This window comes from Burkholderia sp. BCC0405 (assembly GCF_902833075.1).
Classification (GTDB): domain Bacteria; phylum Pseudomonadota; class Gammaproteobacteria; order Burkholderiales; family Burkholderiaceae; genus Burkholderia.
The window spans coordinates 26,959-50,960 of record NZ_CADFEO010000012.1 but is presented as its reverse complement, the minus strand read 5'-3'; the positions used below and the strand labels follow the sequence as shown (position 1 = coordinate 50,960).

Below are 24,002 nucleotides of genomic sequence, written 5' to 3'. Positions count from 1 at the left end.
TGCGACGGAGCGGGTATGAATCAGGGTATTCCCTGGCGGCTGCGGCGGCCGCAACAGCAAGGCGCCGCGCGTCGCGAGCCGCCCCGCGAACCGTCCCGATTCGGGACTAAACTGGTGCCCGATGCCATCTCACCGCTCGAGGAGCCACCTGATGATCGATCTTGCCGATATCGTGCCGTCCGCGCTACCCGCCGCCGTTGCATGGGCCGAAGCCGAGGCGGCGCGCGGGATCGCGCAGGGCGCGCCGCTGACGCCGGCGCAAGCCGACGACGCGCGCACGGTGGGCGTCGCGCAGCCGGAGCGGATCCGCGTGGTGATCGTCGATCTCATGCCGTTCCCCGAGGTGCCGTCGCTGGCCGCGATCGCCCGCGACTCGGGGCTGCTGTCGCCGGGGACGATCGGGCTCACGCTCGGTCATGCGGTGTACGTGCTGCGCGGGCAGGACACGCGCCGCCTGCTGACCCACGAATTCCGCCACGTGCATCAGTACGAGGCCGCCGGCTCGATCGATGCGTTTCTCGCGCGTTATCTGCAGGAGATCGCGACGGTTGGCTACCACGACGCGCCGCTCGAGGCCGACGCGCGGCAGCACGAATTCGACTGATCCGTTACGCCGGCGCGACCGCGCGCACCTCCCGATGAACGTTCCCCCTGTCAGCGCCGGCCCGGTGTTCGCACGCCGCGTGGCCCCACCGAGGCGCGCGCGATGAGCGACACGATCCACGCGTGGATCGGCGCGATCGGCGCGCATCCGCTGCTCGTGCTCGCGATCGTGTTCGTGGCGGCCTGCGCCGAGGCGATCGCACTGATCGGCACGGTCGTGCCGGCCGGCGCCGTGATGTTCGCGGCCGGTGCGCTGATCGGTGCGGGCGCGCTCGACGGCTGGACGACCATCGGTGTCGCGGCGGTCGGCGCCGTGATCGGCGACGGGATCAGCTACGAACTCGGGCGGCGCTACCGCGGCGTGATCCGCCATGCGTGGACGCGCTTCGGCTATGCGGCCGCCTATGCGCGCGGCGAGGAGTTCGTGCTGCGTCACGGCATGAAGAGCATCGTGCTCGCGCGTTTTCTTGCGCCGGTGCGCGCGGTCGTGCCGGTCGTCGTCGGCTGCGCGACGCTGCCGCGCCGGTCGTTCTATCCGGTCAACGTCGTCTCGGCGCTCATCTGGGCGCCCGTGCACGTTGCGCCGGGCATCCTGTTCGGGGCGTCGGCCGCGCTGGCCGCGGCGATCAGCGTGCGGGTCGCCGTGATCCTGCTGGTGGTCGCGGCGCTGGTCGCACTCGTGTGGATCGGCGTGCGCGTCGCATTGCAGCGCGGCTGGCCGCTGCTGCGCCGTGCGCTCGTAGAAGGCGTGCACGCCTGCGCGCGCCGCTGGCCGCGGTTCGGCGCGCGGCTGCACGACGCGATTGCATACGTGCGCGGCCTGCCGGGGGCGGTGCCGGTGCTCGCGCTGCTGTTCATCGGCTGCGTGTGGCTGTTCGCGGGCCTCGTGCGGGATGTCGTCGCGAACGATCCCTTGATGCACGCGGATATCGCGCTGTATGCGTTCCTGCAGAACCTGCGCACGCCACCGGCGGACGCCACGATGCGCGCGCTGGCCGTCCTGCACGGGCACGACACGGGGCTGATCGTTGCGGCCGCGTTTCTCGTCTGGCTGATGATCCATCGCTGCTGGCTGACGGCCGCGTGGTGGCTCGTGACCGTCGGCGTTGCCGTCGTGCTCGTGCCGGTGTTCGGCGCGGGCATGCCCGGCGCGACGCCCGCGTGCCTGCCGCCCGGCGCGCTGCACGTGCCGCTGCCCGATGCCGAAGCGGCGTTCGCGATTCTCGCGAGCAGCGGCCTCGGCTGGGTGCTGACGCGCGACCGGCCCGCGCGGTGGCGGGTTCCGGTCGTGACGGCGGTGGTGCTGTGGATCGTGCTCGGCGGCTTCGCGCGGCTGTATGTCGGCGACACGTGGCTGTCGGGCCTGCTGGGCGGCTGGAGCCTCGGGCTCGCCTGGTTCGCGCTGCTGGCCGGCGCCTATGCGTACTGGCGCGTGCGCGAGCACGTGCAGCCGAGGGGCGCGCTCGTCGCGGTGACGGTGGTGCTCGCGACGGCCGGCGTATGGACGGTTCCTGTGCAATGGCAGCTCGACCGCGCGTCGCGCCCGCATGCCGGCGACGTGGTCGCGATGACCGTCGACCAGTGGCTGCGCGGCGGGTGGCAGCGCGTGCCGATGCGGCGCACCGAGATCGGCGGCGACCGCGAGGAATATCTGCCGCTGCAATGGAGCGCGACGTCGGACACGCTCGACCGGCATCTCGCGCAGGCCGGCTGGCAGCGCGCGACGCCGTGGTCGCCGGCCACCGCGCTGCGCTGGCTGTTGCCGCAGGCGCCGGCCGATGCGCTGCCGGTGCTGCCGCGCTACACGCACGGCGAAAGCACGCGCCGCGTGTTCGTCCGTGTCGATCCGGGGCAGCCGGAAAGCCGCCTCGTGTTGCGGCTGTGGCGTTATCCGTACGTGCTGCAGGACGCGCTCGGCACGCGGCCGCTGTGGTACGGCGCGCTGTATCGCGAGACGCTGCGCCGGCCGGCGCGGCTGATGACGATCGTGCGCTCGACGACGATCGACGATGCGGCGTCGATTGCGCAGGCGCTGTCGATCGAGCCGACGATCGAGCGTCCGCCGGCGGGGATGACGAACGCGCCGGTGGCGATGCTGCTGGTGTGGATGGTTCGGCCGTGAGGGCGCAGGCGGGTGGTGTGCCGCTTACGTGTGTGCGGGCTGCGCGGGGACGACGGACAGGCGCAGGCCGACCGTCTTGAGTACCGCGAGCAGGGTTTTCAGCGTCGGGTTGCCGTTGGGCGACAGCGTGCGATACAGCGATTCGCGGCTGATGCCGGCTTCGGCCGCGACGGCGCCGAGCCCGCCGTACGCTTCCGCGACCGTGCGTAGCGCGAGCAGGCCGGCCGCGCGGTTGTCGGGATCGTCGAGCGACTCCATTGCGACGCGCAGATAGGCCACCGCGAGTTCGCGATCGGCGCCGAGTTCGGCGACTTCCGCATCGTGGTGCGAAACCGCGCCTTTGAGTGTGGTCACATTTGCCTCCGTTTCCAGTTCGACCAGTGTTCCTTTGCGCGCCTGATGTCGTCGGCTTGACTGCTCTTGTTGCCACCGGACAGCAGCAGTACCAGTGCGCCGCCGTGCCGGCCGAAGTACACGCGATAGCCGGCGCCGATATGGATGCGCAGTTCGATCACGCCTTCGCCAACAGGCTCGCAATCGCCGAAGTTGCCCGTCTGCACGCGGCGCAGGCGTTCGCGAATCCGCGCCTGGGCGAGCTTGTCGCGCACGGCGTTCAGCCATTCGGTGAAAGGCTCGCGACCGTCGTCGCGCTGATAGCGAAGCAGTTCGAACTTGGATAGCATTGTAACTTAAAAGCTACAAAGAGGATGGAGGGAACGAGGCGACCATGCGGCCGGCAACAGGCGGTGCGAACGGGGCGCGATGCACGCGTTGCCGGTCGTCGGATCGAGACGGCGTGCAACGCAGCGGCGCCGCGGCCGGAGCGCACGCAGCGCCTTCATGGTTCGGGGTTTCAGGCAGCGAAGCCGGCTTCCCGGACGACGATCATTCTTTCATCCGGTGCGTACGGTGGCGATTCGGCCGAATGGCCGGTGTCGATGGCGCGAGGACGAGGCACGCGCCGGGTGTGGGGTGTTGGGAGGGAGTGACGTGAACGGCAAACCTGCCGGCGCCGGCGCGTCGTGCGCGTTGCATGCCGGCAGGTCTTCCCGCATTACTGCTTCGCCGGCGCGGCCGTCGCGACCTTGTCGAGCGCGGCCGGGATGTACGTGTCGAGCTGCGCGGTCACCGATTCGTAGAAGTCCATCGGCTTGCCCCACGCGTCAGGCACGTCGACGTGCTTCCCGGACGCATATTCGGCGAGCGTGAACACCTTGCCGGCGGCGGATGGATAGAGTGCGAGCACCTTCTCCTTGTGCTTGTCGGTCATCGTCAGGATCACGTCGGAATGCTTGACGTCGTTCGCGTTCAACTGCACCGAACGGTGCGCGGACGTGTCGATGCCGCGGCGCTTCATCAGGATCACGCCGTTTTCCTCGGGCTTTTCGTCGTACGGATCCTCGTCGACCGCGCGTGAAATCACCGCGACGTGCGCGTGGCGCTGTGCGATCAACTGGCCGGCGATCGCTTCGGCCATCACGCTGCGCCCGGTGTTGCCGGTGTCGACGAACGCCACCTTCTTCGGCTCGTCGGCGAATGCCGAAGTCGCGCACTGGATGCCGACGCAACAGAGCAGCGCCAGCGTGTTGAGGGTGTGCCTTCTTTTCATGATGTCTCCGCGAGGGTGGGGGAACCCCGGCGGCGCGCCGGGGCTTGCGGGAGATCATGACGGCCGCATGCGACGGAAAAAAATAAACGGCTGGTTTTTGCAAGATGGCGTCGCTTCGCGGCAAGCGGGCCTGGTGACGGGGCGTGCGCCGTGTGCCCGATCGGGGAAGCCGCGAACCACGGCCCCGATCGCCGCGGGTGACCGCTTCATCGTCATGCCGTCACCGCCACCCGCTCCGCCGCAAACCCCGCCAGCGTTCGCAACGCATCCCGCGCCGACCGCAGGTAAAACGCCTGCAGATGAAACACATGCCAGCGCGCCGCATGAATCTCCAGCTTGCACGGCACGCCGCAAGCCTGCGCATGACGGGCCAGCCGCTGCGCATCCGACAGCAGCACCTTGTGGTGGGCACGTCGGAGAGGGTGCGCCAGTACCTGACCGCGACGCCCGGCCCCCCGCCGTTCTCGCTCGAGGACATGGCGCGGCTGATGAACACGAGCCCGCGCACGCTCAAGCGCCGGCTGCAGGAAGAGGGCGCGACGTTCCGGGCGCTGCTCGCGCAGGCGCGAGGCGCGATGGCCGAGACGCTGCTCGGCGACGCGCGCCTGTCGCTCGCGGACGTGGCGGAGCGGCTCGGCTTCAGAAATCTGTCGAGCTTCTCGCAGGCGTTCAAGCGCCGGTACGGCGTGCCGCCGGGCGCGTATCGCTGCGCGGCGCAACGGGACAGCGGCCGTTCCTGAATCGCGGTACGATCGCTGGCATTGCTGCCGACATGCCAATCACGAGAGACCCCGCATGATCACGATTCGCCCGATGACCGATGACGATTTCCCGCGCTTCTGGCCGACTTACCGCGCCATCGTCGCCGCTCAGGAAACCTATGCATTCGATTCGGCGCCGACACAGGAAGCGGCGCGCGCACTGTGGCTCGACGCGCCGCTCTGCACGTGGATCGCCGAAGAGGACGGCGTCGTGCTCGGTTCGTACTATCTGAAGGCGAACGCCGCCGGCCCCGGCAATCACGTGAGCAATTGCGGATACATGGTGAGCGAGAGTGCGCGCGGCCGCGGCGTCGCGCGCCTGATGTGCGAGCACTCGCAGCAGGTTGCACGCGAGCGCGGTTTCCTCGCGATGCAGTTCAACTCGGTCGTCTCGACGAACGAGGTGGCGGTCGCGCTGTGGCAGAAGCTGGGTTTTGAAATCGTCGGCCGCCTGCCGCGCGCGTATCGTCACGCGCGGCTCGGCTTCGTCGACAGCCTCGTGATGTACAAGTGGCTCGGCGACACGGCAGCCGCCGAAGCCTGAGCACGCAGCCGCTTCGTCAGACGGCGAACGCGCCGTCGAACACGATCCGGTCGTCGAGCGCGAGCGTGCCGCGCGCGAAGATCAGGTCGAGATGGTGGCTGCCGTTCTCGCCGCCGCCGAGCCCGAGGTGCAGGCCCGGATGGCGTTCCTCGAACCCCGCGTTGCGGCCGTACAGCCCGCGAATCCCGAGGTTCGTGCCGATGCCGAATTCCTCGATCCGCCGGTGATTCGCATGCCGGTCGAGATAGGTCGAGAAATCGCGCCGGAAGCCTTCGTTGTCGGTGTCGAACCCGACGATCGTGCTGTTCTCGACCTGCAGTGTGGCCAGTCGGTCGGCCACCTTGTACTTGATCGCGAACGGCACGGTGCCGAGAAACGTGCCGCTGAAGACGACCGAGCCGTTGAGATCGGTGACGTGCGTCGCGATCTCGCCGGGCACGACGTCGAGGTTGCCCATGCCGTCCACGCTTGTCCATTTCTGGTCCGGCGCGAGCGAGCCCGTCAGCGTGTTGCCGGCTTCGTCGATGAAGCGGATCTGCGAGGCGCGTGCGGCCGCGTCGATCAGCCGGCCGTTGCGCGCCGCGATGTCGTCGAGCGATTCGGCGAACGCCTCGTCGAGATGCGGGCCGTAATCCTTGAACAGTACCGACTTGCTCCAGTGTTCGACGATCGCAGGCCGGATCGCGGCGAGGAACGGCGGCCCGCTCGGCGATGGCGCCGGCAGGCACGACGAGTCGTACAGCAGCACGAACAGATCGGCGCGATCGAGCGCGGCGGCGATCTCGGCGGGCGGGGTGCTTTCGAGGCAGAGCGTGGTCGCGTCGAGCGAATCGGGCAGGGCGGAAAACGCGCGCAACGCGATGTCGCGGTTGCGGGTGTCATGGCCGACCAGCAGTTTTCCCGACTCGCCGCGCGCCAGCTTGTCGCGCAGCGCGGGGTGGAAGCCCAGCGCGCGGTGCAGGTTCAGCATGCGTGTCTCCGGAAGCGGCGGAAGGGCCGAGGCCCTTCCGCGAGAACGGGTGGCCCGCTCAGACCGGCCAGAGCGCGGTGCCGAACGGCACCACGGCGTCCTCGACCATCATGTCGACGGCCTCGGGGTGCGTGTCTTCCTGCATCCAGTCAAGCAATTCGATTTGCTGAGTGTCTTGCATGTCAATTCTCCTGTGGTGAACATGAGCGTTTCAACATGAAATCGCGGCTAAAAAGTTGCCACTCCTCATCACGCATTTCGTGAATGCACGGCGAGTGGCGTTGATATTAGTCTGATGAATTTACGAATGCAATGCGTTGCAAGGTTTTTAGCTAATACATGCTAAACAGCGGGGAATTTCGGCTCGTGTGCCGTAAAACGCGGATAAAGCGGATGAAGGATTCGATGTCATTTTCTCAATGACCGGAATTGGAATCGACACATTGCATTCGGAGATTTTTCATCGGGAATTCGGTCGCATCGAGCGCAGCGATCGATGTCATTCGAGGCGGGCATGCGTGCGCACGCGCCGTCGGTTACCGGCGGCGCGTCAGCGGCCCGCTGACCGCGTCAACCGAGCAGCGCCTTGCCGGGCGGCTTGGCCGGCTCGGACCGCGGCACCAGCGACGTCGTGACCGCGCCGAAGCGGGCAATCGCATCGACGAGGGTTCCCAGTTGTCCCGGTGTCGGCACCAGGACCTTCAGCAGGAAGCAATCCTCGCCGGTCATGCGCTGGATGGCCCGCGGCGGGCGATGCATCGGCGATCCGGCTGCCGCGGCCGGGTTCCTGTCGCCAACGCATGCCGGCATGCGACGGCTCAAGTATGATCGCTCGACAGAATCGGAAGCCTCGACAGTCGGGATCGCCGCGTGCGGAACACCGGTTCCGCCGTGTCGACTTGCCGCGGCTTCGAACGACAAAGGAGACATGCGATGCGCGCAGCGCCGCAACCTGAGCAGGTCGGGCCGCCGCAGCCGGACGCCGGCGCGACCGGTACCTGCCCCGATCGTGACCCCGATCGCATCGCCGCGTGGCGGCTCGCGATCGGTCTGTCGCTCGGCAGCGCGATCGCGCTCGGCCTCGCGCGCTTTTCGTATGCGCTGCTGCTGCCGCCGATGAAGGCCGATCTCGGCTGGACGTTCGCGCAGGCCGGCGCGCTGAACACGGCGAACGCGGCCGGCTACCTGGTCGGCGCACTCGCGTTTCCGTGGCTGTCGCGGCGCTGGCGCGCGGGCACGCTGCTGGCGGCCGGATGCGTGCTGACCGCGTTGCTGATGGCCGCATGCGGGCTCACGTCCGGCATGCACGCGCTGCTCGTGCAGCGGCTCGCGACCGGCGTCGGCAGCGCGCTGATCTTCATCAGCGGCGGCGTGCTGGCCGCGCGGCTCGCGTCGGCGTCGCCGCGCGATGCGGGGTTGCTGCTCGGGCTCTACTACGGCGGCACGGGATGGGGCATCGTCGCAGCGTCACTGCTCGTGCCGGCCACGCTCACGCAGGGGGAGCATGGCTGGCAGCCCGCGTGGTTCGCGCTCGCGTTCGCGTGCGTGCTGTTCTCGGCGGTGGCCGTATCGGCCGCACGCCGCATCGAGCGCGCGCACGCGGCACCGGCCGCGCCGCGTGACGGCACGGCGCCGGCCGCGACCGCGAGCCCCGTACGCTTCGCACCCGCACTGGCCGGCTACGGCCTGTTCGGCGTCGGCTATATCGGCTACATGACATTCATCGTCGCGCTGCTGCGCGGCGCGGGGATGAGCGGCACGGTGGTCGCCGCGTTCTACGTGATGCTTGGCGTCGCGACCGTCGTGTCGGCGCGGCTGTGGTCGGGGCTGCTCGACCGGATGCGCGGCGGCCAGGCGCTTGCCGTGCTCAACGCGCTGCTCGGCATCGCGACGCTGATGCCGGCGATGTTCGTGCATCCGGTGGCCGCGTTCGCGTCGGGTGTGCTGTTCGGCGCGACGTTCCTGTCGGCCGTCGCGTCGACGACGGCCTTCGTGCGCCACAACCTGCCGCCCGACGGCTGGGCAAAAGGGATCAGCGCGTTCACGACGGTCTTCGCATTCGGGCAGATCGCGGGGCCGGTCGCGATCGGCTGGGTGTCGGACAGTGCGGGGCTCGCGCGCGGGCTCGTGTATTCGGCGCTGACGCTGTTCGCGGGCGCCGCGCTGGCGGCCGGGCAGCGCGCGTTGCGGGCCGCCGCGTAATCACGCGCGGCACGCACCATTCACCGCATGCAGGCCGTGCGCGACACGCGATGAAACGCGCGGCTGAAGTAGATCAGGCTGTCGCCGTCGTCGCGCACGCGGATCGACGTCGCCTCGATGAACATCACCGAATGCGAGCCGACTTCCTTCATGTCGGCGATCGTGCCCTGCAGGCTCGCGAGCGCGTCGCGCAGCACCGGCACGTCCTGCTCGCCGCGATCCCACACGGGCAGCTCGAAGCGCCGGTCCATCGGCAGGTCGGTCAGCCCCGCGAAATGCCGCGCGAGTGGCTCATGCTCGGCCGGCAGCACGTTGATGCAGACGTGGCGGTTGCGTTCGAACGTCGCACGCATCGCGCTCGACCGGTTGAGGCACACGAGCAGCGTCGGCGGCGTATCGGTGACGGAACACACGGCGCTCGCGGTGATTCCGCAGCGGCCGTGCGGCCCGGCGGTGGTGATCACGTTGACGGCCGCGCCGAGGTGGGCCATCGCTTGCCGGAAGGCCTTCTGCGCGTCGGTCGGCTCGACGCGTGCCGGGCGCTGGATATCGGTCGTGGAAGACATGGACGCTCCTGAGTGGACGAAAGCGGCGATCGAGCGGCGCTGCCGGTGCAGCGCCGGATCGCCGACGATGACCCAAGCGTACGTCGCGAAAATGCCGGCTGCCATTCGCACGATTGACGATCGAGATGGCGTTCTCGCCAACGCGTCTAAAGGTTCTACCTAGATGCGCGCCGTACCGCGCGAAAAAAAGCGCGATTGCGCGTTCGAGCGGCCCGTGAAGGGGTGTTCAGCGGGTTTTCGGCTCGTTATGATGTGCCGCACATCCCCAGCGAACGACGCGCGCGACGCGCCGGCAACCGGCCCCGTATGCGGCGCGTACGATACCCATACCGATATTCCGCGAGACATCCGCGATGACGTCACCCGCACCGATCGTATACATCGTCGACGACGACAACGGCATGCGGACATCGCTCGCGTGGCTGCTCGAATCGGTCGGCATCGCGTCCGAAGGGTTCGCGAACGCGACCGATTTTCTCGCGCGCTTCGACGTGAACCTGCCCGCGTGCCTGGTGCTCGACGTGCGGATGCCGGAGAAGAGCGGCTTCGACGTGCAGGCCGAACTGAACGCGCGTGGCGCGACGCTGCCGGTGATCTTCGTCAGCGGGCACGGCGATATCCCGATGTCCGTGCGTGCGCTGCAGAACGGCGCGATCGATTTCGTCGAGAAGCCGTACAACTCGCAGCAGATGCTCGAGCGCGTGCAACGCGCGCTACGGCTCGCGCAGCAGCGGCATGCGGTGAGCCGGCGTCATCGCGAGCTGCGCCAGCGGCTCGATGCGCTGACCGCGCGCGAGAAGGAAGTGCTGCGCGGCGTGGTGGACGGCAAGGGCAGCAAGCAGATCGCGGCGGATCTGTCGATCAGCGTGAAGACCGTCGACGTGCATCGCGCGAGCATCAAGGAGAAGCTCGGCGCGACGTCGATCGCCGCGCTCGTGCGCGACGTGATGGTCGTGTGGGGCGACGACGGGGAGCCGTCGCGATAGGGACTGCCGGCGGCGCGGCGAGGCGCTCCACGCAGCGCTCAGCGCATGTACAACCCGCCGTTGATGTCCCAGCACGCACCGTTCGCGAAATGCGCGTCGCCCGACGCGAGCAGCAGGGCGGCATCCGCCACGAAGCCGGCCGAGCCGAGCTTGCCGCCCGGCAGGCTCGCGAGCACCTGGCGCAGCTTCTCCGGCGCGACGCTTTCATACACGATCGGCAGATCGAGCGGGCCCGGCGAGATCGCGTTGACGGTCACGCCCTGCGCGGCGAGATCGCGCGCGAACACCTTGGTCAGCGTCAGCGTGCCACCCTTCGCGGCTGCGTAGTGCGCACCCGTCGCCGAGCCGCCGTTCTGCCCGGCGAGTGACGCGATGTTGACGATGCGGCCCGCGCCGCGCGTCGCGAAGTACTGACCGAACACCTGGCAGCCGAACAGCACGCTGCGCAGGTTCACGTCGATCACCTGGTCGAACTGCTCGGCCGTGATCTCCATCGCGGGCACGACCTTCGATGCGCCCGCGTTGTTCACGAGTACGTCGATCGTGCCCCAGCGCGCGACGAGCGCATCGCGCGCGGCTTCGAAATCGCGTTTGGACGTGACGTCGAGCGGCAGCGCGATCGCGCGTTCGCCGCGCGGGTCGAGTGCGCGTGCATGCGCGTGAATGGCGTCGGCGGCGATATCGGCCAGCGCGACGCGATAGCCGGCTGCATGAAAACGTTCGGCGATGACGGCGCCGAGCCCGCGCGCGGCGCCGGTGACGAGGACGACTCGGTCTGACATGGTGCGTGATTCCCTGGTTCGCGAGCGCGTGCCGGGTGCGGCCGCGCCCGCATCGTGGTTCATGCGGCGAGTGCCGCTTCGAAGTGTGCCGCGATCGCGCAGACCTGCTCGTCCGCGCCCTTGCGCCCGACGATCTGCAGGCCGGCCTTCAGCGGCGAACCGGCCAGCGGCAGCGGCAGGCTGAGCGCCGGATGGCCGCTCAGGTTGAATGGCCGGATCAGCGACGACATCGCGATCACCGATACGCCGTCGCGCGCCTGCTGCAGCGTGATCGGCAGCGCGGGCAACGTCGGCAGCACGAGCACGTCCGCGTGTTCGAGCGCGGCGTCGACCTGCGCGGTGAAGCGTGCGCGGACGGCTTCGGCTTCTTTCAATGCTGCGGGCGTGGTCGTTGCGGCCGCACGCAATCGCGCATCGAGGTCGGCGCCGAGCTTGCCGGTCGCGACCAGATGGCCGAACGCGCGGGACGTTTCCGCGTTGATCACGGTGAGCCCTGCCGCGAACGACGCCGGCATTTCGTCGAGCACGGCCGCGTGCGCGTGCAGGCCCGATGCGCGCACGGCCGCGTCGAGCGCGGCGGCGATGGCCGGATCGGCGTCGATCGTGATGTGCGCGACCGTGCAGCCTGCGGCGGAGGCCGCCGCTTGCGTAGGGTCGAAGCCCGGCGCGATCGCGGCCATCACCGCGGCCAGCGTGCGGATATCGCGCGCGAACGGCCCGACGCAATCGAGCGTCGTTGCGGCAGGCGCGACGCCGCGCCGCGATACGCGGCCGAACGTCGGCTTCATCCCGGCCACGCCGCAGCAGGCGGCCGGCCCGCGGATCGAGCCGCCCGTATCGGTGCCGAGCGCCGCATCGACCGTGCTGAGCCCGACGAGCGAAGCGGACCCGCTCGACGAGCCGCCCGGAATGCGCGTCGCGTCCTGCGGATTGACGGGCGTGCCCGTGTAGTCGTTGATGCCGGTCATGCCGAACGCGAGCTCGTGCATGTTCGCCTTGCCGGCAATCTGCCAGCCTGCGTCGAGCAGCAGGCGGACGACGTCCGCGTGCCGAGGGGCCGGCGCTGCATCGGCGAGCGCACGGCTTGCCGCGCGGGTCGGATGGCCGGCGATGTCGATCGTGTCCTTGATCGCGATCGTGGGGCCGGGGCCGCCGAGCGTGAAGGGGTCGATGAAGCCTGTCATGGTCGGTATCGTGAGCAAGCGTTGGAAAGCGTCAGGACCGTGGCGCGGCGGCGAGCGGCCACGGGCCGTCGAGCACGCGTTCGGTGCGGAAATGGCGGATCAGCCACGCAGAGCCGTCGCCGGCCGGCGTGAAATCGACGGTCAGCCGCGCGGCGATCAGTTCGGCCGCGCCGTCCGCGTAGCGCGATGCCTGCAGCATGATCCAGCGGCCGCGTGCGCTTGCGTGACCGGCATCGATCTCGATCGACTCCGACGTCAGGAAGTGCAGGTTCGCCGAGAAGTGCGGATCGGGCGGCAGGTAGCGGCCCAGCATCGCGACGATCGCGGCCGTGCCTTCGAGGCGGCCGAACTTGCGCGCATACTGCGGGCCGACGCCTTCCCACACGGCATCGGGCGCGAACAGATCGGCGAGCGACGGGCCGTCGCCGGCATCCTCGGGCACGTCGCACAGCGCCATGTAGCGCGTGATCGTCGCGCGCACCGCGCGCTCGGCGTCGAGCGCTGCCAGACGCTGCGCGAGCGCGTCGATCAGGCCGGGAGACAGGTCGGTCATCGCGCGCCTCACGCCGCGGGTTTCGCGGCCGGCGGCACCGTCAGCGCACGGCCGACGCGCGCTTCGATCTTGCCGTAGCGCCACAGGTTGTATTCGCCGACCGGCGTCGTGCGATACAGGTTGCACACGGCGACCGTCGTGTCGAAGTCGGCGACGTCGGCCATGATGTAGAAGGTCCACGGTGCGCCGTCGGCCTGGCCGACCACGAGGCGGTCGTCGTCCATCACGCCGAGCACGCGCACGCCGGGCATCGCTTCGACGGCGGCGAGCATCGCGCCGTACGCCTGCCACACTTCGCCGATCTTCTCGCGCGGCAGGTCGAAGAAGTTTTGCGACACGCCACAGCAGAACAGGACGCGCAGCGGCAGCGGATTCGAATCGGACATGCGAGGTTCTCCAGAGGAATCGGGTGAATGCACGGGCCGGCCGGCGAGGGGGCTTCGACATCGGCATCGGCGTCATGCACGTTCAGACAAACAGCGTTGGCCGGAAGCCGGTTACAGATAGCCGGGAAACGGCGTGACGCCGGTGAACACCGCGCCGGCGCCGTCGAAGTTGCCTTCGGCGAGAAACGCGTGCTGCGTGACGACCATCGCGTCGCGCAGCAGCCGCTGCAACGGATGCGACCGGTAGATCGCCGCCGTGCCGCCGAGCCGGTACGCGCGTTCGACGACGCTCGCGCCTTCGCGAGCGATCTGCGTGGCCGCGAGCCGCAACAGGCTGACCTGGTCGGGCGTCACGGGGCGGCCCGCGAGAATCGATTGCCACACCGTATCGGTGGCGTCGTAGAAGAACCCGCGCGCGGAGCGCAGCTGCGCTTCGGCTTTCGCGAGCTCGATGCGGAAGTACGCGCGATCGGCGAGGCGCGGTGCGCCGGTCGTCGTCTGGCGGCCGCCCGACATGCGGTTCGCGACGTCGAGCGCCGCGCGTGCGAGGCCGAGGTTCACGACGGCCAGAACCTGCGCGGCATACGCGACGGTCGGATAGCGGTACAGCGGCTCGTCGACGGTCGGTTCGCCGCCGCGCACGAAGGTCCACGCTTCGGGCACGAAGCGGTCGTTGACGCGCAGGTCGTGGCTGCCGGTGCCCTGCATGCCGACCACGCTCCAGTTCTCGACGATCTCGACCTGATCGGCGCGGAACACGGCCGTGCGCGGCTTGTTCGGCGCGGCGTCGTGCGCACCCTGCACGGCGATGCCGACGCCGAGCCAGTCGGCCCCCTTGCAGCCGCTCGCGAATTTCCACGTGCCGTTCACGCGCCAGCCGCCGGGCGCGGGCTGGGCCGGCTGCACCGGGAACAGGCCGCCGGCGAACACCTGGTCGGGGCCGCTCGCATACAGCTCGGCCTGGGTGTCAAGCGGCAGCGCGGCGAGATACACGTTGGCGGAGCCGAAGCTCGCGACCCACGCGGCCGAGCCGTCGGCGGTCGCGATCCGTTCGATCATGTCGAGGAACGCGGCCGGCGCGAGCGCGTCGCCGCCGAAGCGGCGCGGCGTGCCCGCGCGATAGATGCCGGCCTGCTTGAACAGCGCGATCACGTCGCGCGGCACGTGCGACAGGCGGTCGAATTCTTCGCGGCGCGCGGCGACGGTCTCGATCACGGCGTCGAGCGGCGACAGCCGGGCGGCCGGTTCGCTGGCCGCGTGAGGGGCGCTCGGCTCGGTATGGAGGGCGAGGGCGGCGTGGGTCATGGCTGTCTCCTGGGGCGGATCGGGGTTCGAATGCGGGGTGGTCACGTCGATGCAGCCAGTCTAGAAACGCCGAAAACGCGCGGCAATTGGTGCGTTGGGCCGTGCGACTGGTGACATTCCGCGCCGCACTAAAGAAATCTTCAGGTGCGGGCGGCGCGCGCCGGTGCTATGTTGGGTTGCCGGCCGTGCGATGCCGCGCGGCCTCATCCGACGCCGATCATGAGTTTCCCCGACGAAGACGATTTCCACCGGCTGCTCGACGCGCTGACGACCTGCGTGCTGCTGCACGACGCGCACACCAGGGCGATCGTGTGGGCGAACCGCGCCGCGTGCATCGCGCTCGGTTTTTCCGTCGAGGAACTGCTGCCGCTGAAGGCGCCGGACATGACGCGCCCCGAACCGAAATACCGGCGCGAGATCGCGGTGAGCGCGTGGGACCGCGCGCGCGTCGACGGTCCGCAGGTGTACGAGTGGTGCTACCGGTCGCGCACGGGTGTCGACATGCTGTCCGAGGCGACCGCCACCTACGTGCCGCTGCGCGGGCGCGACGTCGTGATGGTGCAGTTCCGCGACATCAGCGCGGAAGAGGCGGTGCGCCAGCAGTTGCGCCGCTACGAGGCGCGGCTGCGCGAATTCATGCAGGATCTCGACGAAGGCATCGCGGTCGTGACGCCGCACGGCGGCGTACAGTTCATCAGCGAGTCGGGCCGCCGCGTGCTCGGCCTCGCGCCCGACGAAGCCCCCGGCGAGGTGCTCGACTACTGTTCCGAGGCCGATCGCGACCGGCTCGTCGCGCAACTGCGCGATGCGCCGTCCGCGTACCCGTCCACGCCGCAGCGCTACCGGATCGTGCGGCGCGACGGCTCGCCATGCTGGCTGCGCATCCTGTGCCGGCAAGTCGAGATCGAGGGCGATCTCGACGGGCTGCTCGTGCAGTTCCGCGACGTGAGCGACGAAGTCGCGATCGAGGACGCGCGCCGCGTCGAGGCGCGCATGCTCGAACACGCGGGCCGTTACAACGCGATGGGCGAGATGGCGAGCGTGATCGCGCACGAGCTGAGCCAGCCGCTCGCGGCCGTGCGCAATTTCATCGAGGGGGCGGTGCAGCGGCTGAGCGCGCGCGGCGCCATCGACGACGCGATCTGGGGGCTGCGCGGCGCGGACCGGCAGGCCGAGCATGCGGCGCTGATCATCAAGAGCGTGCGCGAGTTCATCGTGAAGCGCGAGCCGGTCGTCGCGCTCGCCGACCTGCGCGACATTCTCGCGGACGTCGCGTACTTCATCGAGCTGCGCGCGAAGGAGGCCGGCGTGACGGTCACGATCGTACAGGCCGATGCGCCGCTGCCGATCCGCTGCGAGCGCGTGCTGATCGGGCAGGTGATCCTGAATCTCGCGTTCAATGCGATCGAGGCGTTCGCCGGTTGCGAACGTGTGCCGCGCATGCTGACGCTCGGCACCGCGAACGTTGGCGGGCACGCCGAGCTGCGCGCGATCGACAACGGCCCGGGGATCGCGATGGGCGCGCACGACCGGCTGTTCGACGGCTTCTCGTCGTCGAAGGCCGGCGGCAACGGGATCGGGTTGTCGTTGTGCAAGAGCATCGTGACGCGCCACGGCGGCCGGATCGGTGCGAGCCCGGCCGATGGCGGCGGGCTCGACTGCCGCGTGACGCTGCCGCTCGCCGGAACGCACGCATAACGGCTGCGTCGCGTCACGCCCGGGCAGCGACGCGCGGCGCATGATCAGCGCCCCAGCGCCCGCGCGGTCTGGCCGCCGATGCCGAAGTCGGTATTCGGGATGTCCTTGATGATCACGCGTGTGGCCTGCAGCGGCGCGTCGAGCACGTTCGCGCCGGCGTCGGACAACGCGGCGATCAGCGCGCGCTTTTGTTCATCGGTGCGGCCGGCGATCAGGATCGCGACGATCACCGGCAGCGACGGCGGCGCGCCGTCCGCGGCGCTGCGGCCGCCGAGGCCGATGTGCGTTGCGGGCAATTCGGTGAGCAGCACGCGCACCGATTCGATCGGTGCGCCGATCGCATCGACGGTCGCACCCGTCAGCCGCGCGATCAGCTCGGCCTTGCGGGCGTCGTCGTGGCCGGCCGGCAGGAAAACCTCGAGTGTGGGCATGGTCGTCCGGAAAGGTGAAGGTTGCCGGTTCACCATTGCACTTGCAGCGGCGAACCGGCCACGGCTTACAGCAGGAAGCCGATCGCGCTGAGCGCTTCGGTCGAATCGATCAGGCGCACGACCTTCTCGGCGATCCGCATCTCGCCTTCGGCATCGACGTGCAGCTTGTGCGTGACATCGGCCGCGAACAGCGTCGCGACGCCGCGCTTGTATGCGACGACGACCTGCGCCGACTTCAGCTCGACGGTATCGGCGCTGCCGCTTTCCAGCGTGAAGCGCGACACGGTGCGCACCGTGCGCGCGGCGTCGGTCGCCGATGCCGAATAGCCGGACACCATCCGCTGCACGCGCTTCTCGCGCATGTCCTGGTCGTCGAACACGTAGTTCAGCGTTGCGGCGAAGTCGGTCGTATCGGGTTCGATCGGCACCACGTAGTGGCCGGCCGGATCCCACAGGTCGAGCCACGCGCGATAGTCGCGGCGGTCGAGCATCTCGGCTTCGCGCCACACGAATTCGACCGCGCGGGCGAAGGTCTGCTCGGAAAAGAGGGCGTTGCGGTCGTCCATCATTGTTGCTCCATCATCTTGCGCCATTGCCGGTAGGCCTCGCGCATGCCGGTTTCGTCGGTCGCATGGGCGGTCGTTTCGCCGTTCGCGGCGGTCGTCTCGCGGTTCAGCCCGCGATTCACGAGGATCGGCACGTCGGGGCCCGCATGCGCGCCGCGCTGCACGCGCTCCCATGCTTCCGCGTCGTCGGGGCTGCCGAAACCGAACGGGCCCTGGAAGTGCTCGTGGATGCGCAGCCGCTCGCGGTTCGCTTCGTCGGGGCCGCCGTCCATCGCGAGCGCGACGTGACGGATCTCGGTTTCGTTCGCCGAGATCGGCCGCAGCACGCGGAAGAACGCCATCGACAGCGCAAGGTTCGGGAACAGGTTCAGGTTGAAGCCGACGCCCATCAGCGAGCGCACGATGCGGCGCACTGCTTCCGGCGCGTGGCGCTCGGCGAGCTTCGCCGCGAGCGGCGCGAAGCGTTCGGGTAGCGGCGCGCCGTCGTCGTCGTCCAGGTCGATCAGCTCGGGCATCAGCACCGCGAGGCTGTGGCCGTTGCCGAGCCCGCGGCAGAACGCATCCTCGCTCGTCATGAAGCGCGTGATCGCGGCGGCTGTCTCGTCGTCGATCGACTTCATCCACGACTTGTGCACGACCGGGAAGTGATAGAGGTCGGTCGTGTTCTCGAGCTGGATCTTCCAGTTGCCCTTGAACTTGAACTTGTGCTCGCCGTTCGCCTTGATCGGGTAGCCGGCGCCCTGTTTCATGAACAGGTCGATCCACGGCTTCGCGCCGCCGAGGAAATCCTCGAGCGGTTCGATGTCGTCGTTGAAGCTCGCGAAGATCAGCCCCTGGTACACGCCGACGCGCAGCTTCACGAGCGGCAGGTCGCCTTTCTCGCACACGCCTTCGTAGCCGTCGCCGTAGGGCAGCGCGCGCAGCGTGCCGTCGAGCGCGTAGGACCAGCTGTGATACGGGCACGTGAAGCCCTTCGCGTTGCCCTTGTGCGATTCGCACACGGTCGCGCCGCGATGGCGGCAGCGGTTCTGCAGCACGTTGATTTCGCCGCTCTTGTCGCGCACGACGATCACCGGCTGGCGGCCGATCGTCGTCGTGATGAAGTCGCCCGGGTTCGGCAGCTCGCTTGCGTGCGCGACCCAGATCCAGGTGCGGTAGAAGATGCGGTCGAGCTCGGCTTCGAACAGCGCGGGATCGTGATACATCGCGGGTGCGATGCGGTCGGGTTGCGCGAGACCATGCAGCGCGCGGGTGTCGATCGTCTGGCAGGAAATGTCGCTCATCGTTGTCGTGGGGAAAGCGTCGTGAAATCGGGCCGCGCAGCGCGCGGTGTCGAATGCCCAGTCTCGTCTCCCGCTACATATCCGTCAAATTGATCTAAAATTGGCCGATCAATAAATTCGGCAAATAATGGAGGTTGCGATGACTTCGGTCGATCATCTCGATCTGAACCTGTTGCGCGTATTCCAGGCCATCGTCGAGGAGCGCAACCTGACGAAGGCCGGCGAGCGGCTCGCGCTGTCGCAGCCGGCCGTCAGCTATTCGCTCGGCCGGTTGCGCACGCTGTTCGACGATCCGCTGTTCGTGCGCACGCGCTCGGGCATGCAGCCCACACCGGTCGCGCTGGAACTGGCCGGCATCGTCGGCAAGGCGCTCGACATGGTGCGCGTGGCGCTGCGCTACGCGGAGCGCTTCGACCCGGCCACCAGCACGCGCACGTTCCGGCTGTCGTTGTCGGATGCGGGCGAGATGGCGTACCTGCCGGCGATCTGCCAGGCGCTGCGCGAGCGCGCGCCGCGCGTGACGCTGAGCGTGCAGCCGCTGCCGGTGGAGGAGATCGAGGAAGCGCTGCGCGCGAGCCGGCTGGATTTCGCGATCGGCAACCTGCCGGAGCTGATGCCGCGCACGCGCCACCAGGTGCTGTTCGAGGAAACCTACGTGTGCATGACGGGCCGCCGGCGCGGGGTGCCGAGCGGCACGGCGCTGAGCCTCGACCAGTTCGTGCGCGCCGCGCATGTCAACGTGAAATCGGTCGAGCACAGCCACCACGCGCTCGACGATGCGCTGCGCGCGCAGGGCGTGGGCCGCAACATCGCGCTCGAAGTGCCGCACTTCGTCGCGCTGCCGAGCGTCCTGTCGGTCACGGACCTGTACGCGACGCTGCCGAAGCGGCTCGCGCAGATCCTGAACCGCGGCAACGCGTTCCGGCTTTATGAACTGCCCGTCACGCTGCCGCCCGCGCCGGTGACGATGCACTGGCATGAGCATTTCCATGAAGACGAGGGCAACGCGTGGATGCGCAACCTGCTGGCCGAGCTCGTCGAGCGTTTCGACGACGCGTGATCCATGAGGGCGAAGGCAATGCACGAGTGCGCGCGTTGCTGGCGGAGCGCGTCGAGCGATTGGGCGACGCGTGACCCACGAGGCGGAGGCAATGCGTGAGTGCGCGTATTGCTGGCGGAGCTCGTGGAGCGATTGGGCGACGCGTGGCCCACGAGGCGAAGGCCACGCGTGAGTGCACGCGTGGCTGGCGGAGGGCATCGAGCGGTTCGACGACCCGAGACGTCCCGAGCGAGCGCGACGCGCGACGCGTGCCGCGTGCGTCAGAGATCGAGAACGAGCACCGCCGAGCGCGCACGCGACACGCAGCAGCAGATCACCGTGTTGCTCGCGCGCTCGGCCTTGCTGAGACAGTGGTCGCGATGATCGGGCTCGCCGTCGATGACGGGCACCATGCAGGTGCCGCACACGCCTTCGCCGCATGACGTGTCGACCGCGATGCCGATGCGCGCGAGTGCGTCGACGATCGACGTGTCGGGCGTGACGCGTACCGATTGTCCGCTGCGCTGCAGGCGCACTTCGAAGCCATCGGCCGGGCTGGCGCCCGCATCGGTATTGCCCGCATCGGCGGCGGCCGGTTCCGCCGCGAAGCGCTCGAGATGGATCGACTCGTCGGGCAGGCGGGTCGCGGCTGCCGCGACGACCGCATCCATGAACGGCCCCGGGCCGCACGTATAGACGTGTGCATGCGCGTCGACCGATTCGACGCAGCGGCCCAGCTCGGCCGCGAGCGCGGCGGGCTCGATCCCGTAGTGGAACGTCACGCGCGACGCGAACGGCTCGGCCGACAGTTCGGCGACGAAGGCCGCGTGCTCGCGGCTGCGTGCGAAGTAGTGCAGCCGATAGCGCGCGCCGCGCTTGTGCAGCGCATACGCCATTGACAGCAGCGGCGTGATGCCGATGCCGGCCGCGATCAGCAGGTGCTCGCTCGCGTCGTCCGCCAGGCGAAACAGGTTGCGCGGCGCGCCGATCGACAACTCGGCGCCGACTTGCACGTCGTCGTGCAGCGAACGCGAGCCGCCGCGCGACTGCGCCTCCTTCTTCACCGCGAACAGGTAGCTGCCGCGCTCGTCGGGGTTGCCGCACAGCGAGTACTGCCGCGTGATGCCGGACGGCGCGGTGACGTCGATATGGGCGCCCGGTTCGTATGCGTCGAACGGCTGGCCGTCGACGCGCGAAACCCGGAAACAGCGGATGTCCTGCGCCGCGTCGATCAGCGCGTCGATCCGGACTTGGTGGCGGTTCGCTTGCATGGGTCAATTCGTGGGGTAGGGAGAACGCGGCGCGGCAGATGCCGCGCCGTCATGCGATCGAGAATAGGGATGGGCATCGCATAAATCAAATCGATTAAAAATCGATGGCGTAATCAATGGCATGGATGATGGTTGGGCGACCGATTGGGCCCGGTCGCGTCCGGTGTTCAACGCGCGGCGATCGCGTTGCCGGTCTCGGCCGCCTGCGGCGCGGCTGCCGACGCATGGCCGCGTTCGCGATCGAGGCTGCGGCGATAGTGCCGGCACCCGGCGGCGAGCAGCAGCGCGGCGAGCGTGGCCGCCGCGACGTTGACGATCGACATCGAATGGCCGACCGCCGCCGGCGCGCCGAACACACGGTCGGTGAACAGCGCGACGACGGTCGTGCCGATGCCGAGCGCGATCAGGTTCGACACGAGCAGGAACAGCGCGGAGATCTGCGCGCGCATCTGGTTCGGCGCGAGCGTCTGCATCGCGGCGGTCGAGGTCGGCATCGGGAACGACGCGAAGAACATCGCGACGACCAGCGTCGCGAGCGAGGCGGGCAGCGAGTCGAGCTGCGTGAACAGCGTCGCGGGGATCGCCATGCACGCGGCGCCGATTGCGCCGGCGCGCATCGGCGCGTCTTCGCGGCCGCGTCGCAGCAGCCAGTCGTTGAGCCAGCCGCCGCAGAACACGCCGGCCGTGTTCGCGACCAGCAGCACGATGCCGAGCGTGTAGCCGGCTTCGACGGCCGTCATCCCGAATCGGCGGATATAGAACGCGGGCGTCCAGCTCAGCAGGCAGTACAGCGTCATCGCGTAGAACGAGAAGCCCAGGTAGTGGCACGAAAAGGTCGCGCGATGCGTGCCGACGAAGCGCAGCGAATCGCGCATCGACACGCGCCGCACGGCGCCCGAGCGATCCTGCGCGAGCCCCTTGCGCTGCGGGTCGCGCACGGTCGCGGCGAACAGCAGCGCCACGAAGATCCCCGGCAGCCCGACGATCAGGAACGTGACCTGCCACGCATGCACCTGCCCGACCACCGGCAGCGTGAACGCGCTCGCATGCTTGAGCAGCGCGATCACGTAGCCGCCGATCAGGAACGCGACGCCGCCGCCGATGAACGAGCCGAGCGAATACACGGCGATCGCGCGCCCGAGTTTCTCCTTCGGGAAGGAGTCGGCGAGCATCGAATACGCGCCGGGCGACAGCGCGGCTTCGCCGACGCCCACGCCCATGCGCGCGATGAACATCTGCACGAAATGCTGGCTGAGCCCGCACGCGGCGGTCGCGACGCTCCACAGCGCGATGCCGAGCGAGATGATCCGCGGCCGCGCGTAACGGTCGGCGAGATAGGCGACGGGCAGCCCCATCACCGCATAGAACAGCGAGAACGCGAAGCCGTTCAGCAGGCTGAACTGCGTGTCGGACAGGTGCAGGTCGCGCTTGATCGGCTCGATCATCAGCACGAGGACCTGACGGTCGACGAACGAAAAGATGTACGCGAGCATGCAGATGACGACGACATACCATTCGTACGTATAGCGCTTGCCGTCGGCAGCGCGGGCCGTGGATGCGGACATGCGGATTCTCCAGGAGCGGGCGGGGGAAAAGCGCGGCAGCGGCCTTGCGGGCCGGGCGCCGTCGCGGCGCGAAAGCGTGCGGGGGCACGTGTCGGAGACGCAGCGTAGTCGGCCAAATTCGGCCGCCATAGCCGGAGTGACGGCCGCACCACACGGGCATTTACCGACCCGGATAAAGAAAACACCAGGGTTGCGCGCGCCGGCCGCCGCGCAGCGCGCTTGCGGCGGGGCGCGCGCGCATCATGCGGCGCATCTATAAGCGTTATAGAGCGCATTGCGTCGACGTCCGAAATTGTCGTTCCTAGACTCGGCCCGTTTTTGATCGGCAGCGTTGGCCCTTCGCGGCGAACGCGCTTCACACCACGCGGCGCGACGCCGACCGGCGCCGGACTCTCTACGGGACGATGACGATGAACCAACCGAACGGGCGGGCCGACCGGCTTGCCGTACCGCTTGCCGCGCTGCTTGCCTGCGCGGCGCTGCCCGCATTCGCACAATCGAGCGTGACGCTCTACGGTCGCGTCGACACCGCGATCGAATACGCGAACGCGGGGCCGAACCACGTGACGCGCATGGGCAGCGGCAACCTGTTCGCATCGCAGTGGGGGCTGAAGGGCGTCGAGGATCTCGGCGGCGGCTACGCGACGATCTTCAAGCTGGAGGACGGCTTCAATGCGGCAAGCGGCGCGCTGTCGAACAGCAGCGCACTGTTCGGCCGCGAGGCGTGGGTCGGCGTCACGGGGCCGTTCGGCGGCGTGCAGTTCGGCGAGCTTTACACGATCCTGCACACGACGCTCGTCACGTACAGCCTGCCCGGCCTCGGCGCAGGGCTCGCCTGGGGCAATGCGACGAACAACTTCGTCGGGCCCGCGTTCCTGCGCGTGCGCAACTCGCTGCGCTACACGTCGCCGCGCTACGCGGGCTTCATGCTGCGCGCGATGGCCGCGCGCGGCACCAACGGCGCGGCCGGGCAGCCGGCGACGCTCGGCGATACGTACGGCGCCGGGCTCAACTACGTGCGCGGCGCCCTGTCGGTCGACGTCGACTACATGCAGCAGAAGTTCAGCCCGGTGGCCGCGGCCGCGCTCGGCGACACGAGCCCGGCCGCGAACGGCAACTACACGCTGGGCGCGATTTCGTACGATTTCAGCGTCGTGAAGGTTGCCGCGCTGTACATGCGCCATCGTGGCGGCCCCGACGTCGCGACCGCGATCGACAGCCAGAGCGCGTATCCGCACAGCGACATCATGGAGCTGAGCGCGACGGTGCCGATCGGGCGCGCGTCGCTGCTGCTGAGCGTCGGCCATTATCGAAAGGTCGCGGACAGCGACGGCAACGCCGATTCGTACGGCATCCGCTTCGACTATCCGCTGTCGAAGCGCACGGTGTTGTACACGGGCGCCGCGATGGTGCGCAACGGTGCGCATGCACGCTTCGTCGTCAACGGCGCGGCGGGTGGCGGCGTGGCGGTCGCCCAGCCCGGCGCGACCGCCAGTTCGATCGTCGCGGGCATGCTCACGTCGTTCTGACCGGCCCGCACCGGTGCCCGCTTGCGCCGCTCGGGCCGCCCGCCCCG

The 24,002-nt window shown here is 69.1% G+C and carries 25 protein-coding genes and 2 pseudogenes; 9 read left to right on the top strand and 18 right to left on the bottom strand.

Going from position 1 to position 24,002, the window contains the following annotated elements:
- Positions 1-151 precede the first annotated feature (151 nt).
- Both HWX36_RS20725 and HWX36_RS20720 read left to right on the top strand, forming a co-directional pair.
- Positions 152-604 carry a hypothetical protein gene (locus tag HWX36_RS20725; protein ID WP_175954224.1) on the top strand — a complete coding sequence of 151 codons (453 nt, stop codon included), beginning with the start codon at positions 152-154 and terminating at the stop codon, positions 602-604.
- Positions 605-706: 102 nt separating this feature from the next.
- Positions 707-2,725: an LssY C-terminal domain-containing protein gene (locus tag HWX36_RS20720; protein ID WP_175954222.1), complete on the top strand. Its 2,019-nt coding sequence runs from the start codon at positions 707-709 to the stop codon at positions 2,723-2,725.
- Positions 2,726-2,749: 24 nt separating this feature from the next.
- Here the strand turns inward: HWX36_RS20720 and HWX36_RS20715 are convergent, their stop codons facing one another.
- The 4 genes and pseudogenes from HWX36_RS20715 to HWX36_RS37270 all read right to left on the bottom strand — a co-directional run.
- On the bottom strand, positions 2,750-3,079 hold the full coding sequence (locus HWX36_RS20715; protein WP_175954220.1) for a transcriptional regulator: 330 nt from the start codon (positions 3,077-3,079) through the stop codon (positions 2,750-2,752).
- On the bottom strand, positions 3,076-3,408 hold the full coding sequence (locus HWX36_RS20710) for a type II toxin-antitoxin system RelE/ParE family toxin (RefSeq protein ID WP_175954217.1): 333 nt from the start codon (positions 3,406-3,408) through the stop codon (positions 3,076-3,078). Before HWX36_RS20710 ends, HWX36_RS20715 begins: the two co-directional genes overlap by 4 nt.
- A gap of 371 nt (positions 3,409-3,779) precedes the next feature.
- The gene (locus tag HWX36_RS20705; RefSeq protein ID WP_175954215.1) at positions 3,780-4,334 is read right to left on the bottom strand and encodes a protein tyrosine phosphatase; all 555 of its coding nucleotides are present in this window, start codon (positions 4,332-4,334) and stop codon (positions 3,780-3,782) included.
- A 212-nt stretch (positions 4,335-4,546) separates the two neighbouring features.
- Positions 4,547-4,735: pseudogene (locus HWX36_RS37270) on the bottom strand (hypothetical protein); the annotation flags it as partial.
- Between the two features lie 3 nt (positions 4,736-4,738).
- Here HWX36_RS37270 and HWX36_RS20700 point away from each other — a divergent pair.
- Positions 4,739-5,074, top strand: a pseudogene (locus HWX36_RS20700) (helix-turn-helix transcriptional regulator); the annotation flags it as partial.
- A 55-nt stretch (positions 5,075-5,129) separates the two neighbouring features.
- Positions 5,130-5,639 (top strand): N-acetyltransferase, encoded by a 510-nt coding sequence (locus HWX36_RS20695; RefSeq protein WP_175954213.1) that lies wholly within the window; start codon positions 5,130-5,132, stop codon positions 5,637-5,639.
- 16 nt (positions 5,640-5,655) lie between these two features.
- Here the strand turns inward: HWX36_RS20695 and HWX36_RS20690 are convergent, their stop codons facing one another.
- The 3 genes from HWX36_RS20690 to HWX36_RS37265 all read right to left on the bottom strand — a co-directional run bounded on the left by HWX36_RS20690 (position 5,656) and on the right by HWX36_RS37265 (position 7,539).
- Positions 5,656-6,609: a leucyl aminopeptidase gene (locus HWX36_RS20690; protein WP_175954211.1), complete on the bottom strand. Its 954-nt coding sequence runs from the start codon at positions 6,607-6,609 to the stop codon at positions 5,656-5,658.
- Positions 6,610-6,667: 58 nt separating this feature from the next.
- On the bottom strand, positions 6,668-6,790 hold the full coding sequence (locus HWX36_RS37660) for a hypothetical protein (protein WP_006766865.1): 123 nt from the start codon (positions 6,788-6,790) through the stop codon (positions 6,668-6,670).
- Positions 6,791-7,179: 389 nt separating this feature from the next.
- Complete coding sequence (locus HWX36_RS37265) at positions 7,180-7,539, bottom strand: Lrp/AsnC ligand binding domain-containing protein (protein WP_244136475.1); 360 nt, start codon at positions 7,537-7,539, stop codon at positions 7,180-7,182.
- Between the two features lie 3 nt (positions 7,540-7,542).
- Here HWX36_RS37265 and HWX36_RS20680 point away from each other — a divergent pair, with 3 nt between their 5' ends.
- The gene (locus tag HWX36_RS20680; RefSeq protein WP_175954209.1) at positions 7,543-8,811 is read left to right on the top strand and encodes a YbfB/YjiJ family MFS transporter; all 1,269 of its coding nucleotides are present in this window, start codon (positions 7,543-7,545) and stop codon (positions 8,809-8,811) included.
- A gap of 20 nt (positions 8,812-8,831) precedes the next feature.
- On the opposite strand, the gene hpaC is transcribed toward HWX36_RS20680, so the two are convergent.
- Positions 8,832-9,377, bottom strand: a complete 546-nt coding sequence (hpaC, locus tag HWX36_RS20675) for a 4-hydroxyphenylacetate 3-monooxygenase, reductase component (RefSeq protein WP_175954207.1) — start codon at positions 9,375-9,377, stop codon at positions 8,832-8,834.
- A gap of 353 nt (positions 9,378-9,730) precedes the next feature.
- On the opposite strand from hpaC, the gene HWX36_RS20670 reads away from it, so the two are divergent.
- On the top strand, positions 9,731-10,363 hold the full coding sequence (locus HWX36_RS20670; RefSeq protein WP_175954205.1) for a response regulator: 633 nt from the start codon (positions 9,731-9,733) through the stop codon (positions 10,361-10,363).
- Between the two features lie 38 nt (positions 10,364-10,401).
- Here the strand turns inward: HWX36_RS20670 and HWX36_RS20665 are convergent, their stop codons facing one another.
- The 5 genes from HWX36_RS20665 to HWX36_RS20645 all read right to left on the bottom strand — a co-directional run bounded on the left by HWX36_RS20665 (position 10,402) and on the right by HWX36_RS20645 (position 14,573).
- Positions 10,402-11,145: an SDR family NAD(P)-dependent oxidoreductase gene (locus tag HWX36_RS20665; RefSeq protein ID WP_175954203.1), complete on the bottom strand. Its 744-nt coding sequence runs from the start codon at positions 11,143-11,145 to the stop codon at positions 10,402-10,404.
- 59 nt (positions 11,146-11,204) lie between these two features.
- Positions 11,205-12,329: an amidase gene (locus tag HWX36_RS20660; RefSeq protein ID WP_175954201.1), complete on the bottom strand. Its 1,125-nt coding sequence runs from the start codon at positions 12,327-12,329 to the stop codon at positions 11,205-11,207.
- Between the two features lie 31 nt (positions 12,330-12,360).
- Positions 12,361-12,882: a nuclear transport factor 2 family protein gene (locus HWX36_RS20655; protein WP_175954199.1), complete on the bottom strand. Its 522-nt coding sequence runs from the start codon at positions 12,880-12,882 to the stop codon at positions 12,361-12,363.
- An 8-nt stretch (positions 12,883-12,890) separates the two neighbouring features.
- Positions 12,891-13,268: a hypothetical protein gene (locus HWX36_RS20650; protein ID WP_011356094.1), complete on the bottom strand. Its 378-nt coding sequence runs from the start codon at positions 13,266-13,268 to the stop codon at positions 12,891-12,893.
- A 111-nt stretch (positions 13,269-13,379) separates the two neighbouring features.
- Complete coding sequence (locus HWX36_RS20645) at positions 13,380-14,573, bottom strand: acyl-CoA dehydrogenase family protein (RefSeq protein WP_175954196.1); 1,194 nt, start codon at positions 14,571-14,573, stop codon at positions 13,380-13,382.
- A gap of 144 nt (positions 14,574-14,717) precedes the next feature.
- On the opposite strand from HWX36_RS20645, the gene HWX36_RS20640 reads away from it, so the two are divergent.
- Positions 14,718-16,271 (top strand): ATP-binding protein, encoded by a 1,554-nt coding sequence (locus HWX36_RS20640; RefSeq protein ID WP_175954194.1) that lies wholly within the window; start codon positions 14,718-14,720, stop codon positions 16,269-16,271.
- Between the two features lie 44 nt (positions 16,272-16,315).
- Here HWX36_RS20640 and HWX36_RS20635 read toward each other — a convergent pair whose 3' ends face one another.
- The 3 genes from HWX36_RS20635 to HWX36_RS20625 form a co-directional block, all read right to left on the bottom strand.
- A complete protein-coding gene (locus HWX36_RS20635) occupies positions 16,316-16,702 on the bottom strand; it encodes a 2-hydroxymuconate tautomerase family protein (protein WP_174429285.1) in 387 nt (128 codons plus the stop codon).
- A gap of 65 nt (positions 16,703-16,767) precedes the next feature.
- Positions 16,768-17,271 (bottom strand): aromatic-ring-hydroxylating dioxygenase subunit beta, encoded by a 504-nt coding sequence (locus HWX36_RS20630; protein ID WP_175954192.1) that lies wholly within the window; start codon positions 17,269-17,271, stop codon positions 16,768-16,770.
- Positions 17,268-18,551 carry an aromatic ring-hydroxylating dioxygenase subunit alpha gene (locus HWX36_RS20625; protein WP_175954190.1) on the bottom strand — a complete coding sequence of 428 codons (1,284 nt, stop codon included), beginning with the start codon at positions 18,549-18,551 and terminating at the stop codon, positions 17,268-17,270. Before HWX36_RS20625 ends, HWX36_RS20630 begins: the two co-directional genes overlap by 4 nt.
- 139 nt (positions 18,552-18,690) lie before the next feature.
- On the opposite strand from HWX36_RS20625, the gene HWX36_RS20620 reads away from it, so the two are divergent.
- Complete coding sequence (locus HWX36_RS20620) at positions 18,691-19,611, top strand: LysR family transcriptional regulator (RefSeq protein WP_175954188.1); 921 nt, start codon at positions 18,691-18,693, stop codon at positions 19,609-19,611.
- 260 nt (positions 19,612-19,871) lie between these two features.
- Here HWX36_RS20620 and HWX36_RS20615 read toward each other — a convergent pair whose 3' ends face one another.
- Positions 19,872-20,861 (bottom strand): PDR/VanB family oxidoreductase, encoded by a 990-nt coding sequence (locus tag HWX36_RS20615; RefSeq protein WP_175954186.1) that lies wholly within the window; start codon positions 20,859-20,861, stop codon positions 19,872-19,874.
- Between the two features lie 167 nt (positions 20,862-21,028).
- Positions 21,029-22,426 carry an MFS transporter gene (locus HWX36_RS20610; RefSeq protein WP_175954184.1) on the bottom strand — a complete coding sequence of 466 codons (1,398 nt, stop codon included), beginning with the start codon at positions 22,424-22,426 and terminating at the stop codon, positions 21,029-21,031.
- A gap of 410 nt (positions 22,427-22,836) precedes the next feature.
- Here HWX36_RS20610 and HWX36_RS20605 point away from each other — a divergent pair, with 410 nt between their 5' ends.
- Positions 22,837-23,955, top strand: coding sequence for a porin (locus HWX36_RS20605; protein ID WP_175954182.1), 1,119 nt, complete (start codon positions 22,837-22,839; stop codon positions 23,953-23,955).
- The last annotated feature ends 47 nt before the right edge of the window (positions 23,956-24,002 follow it).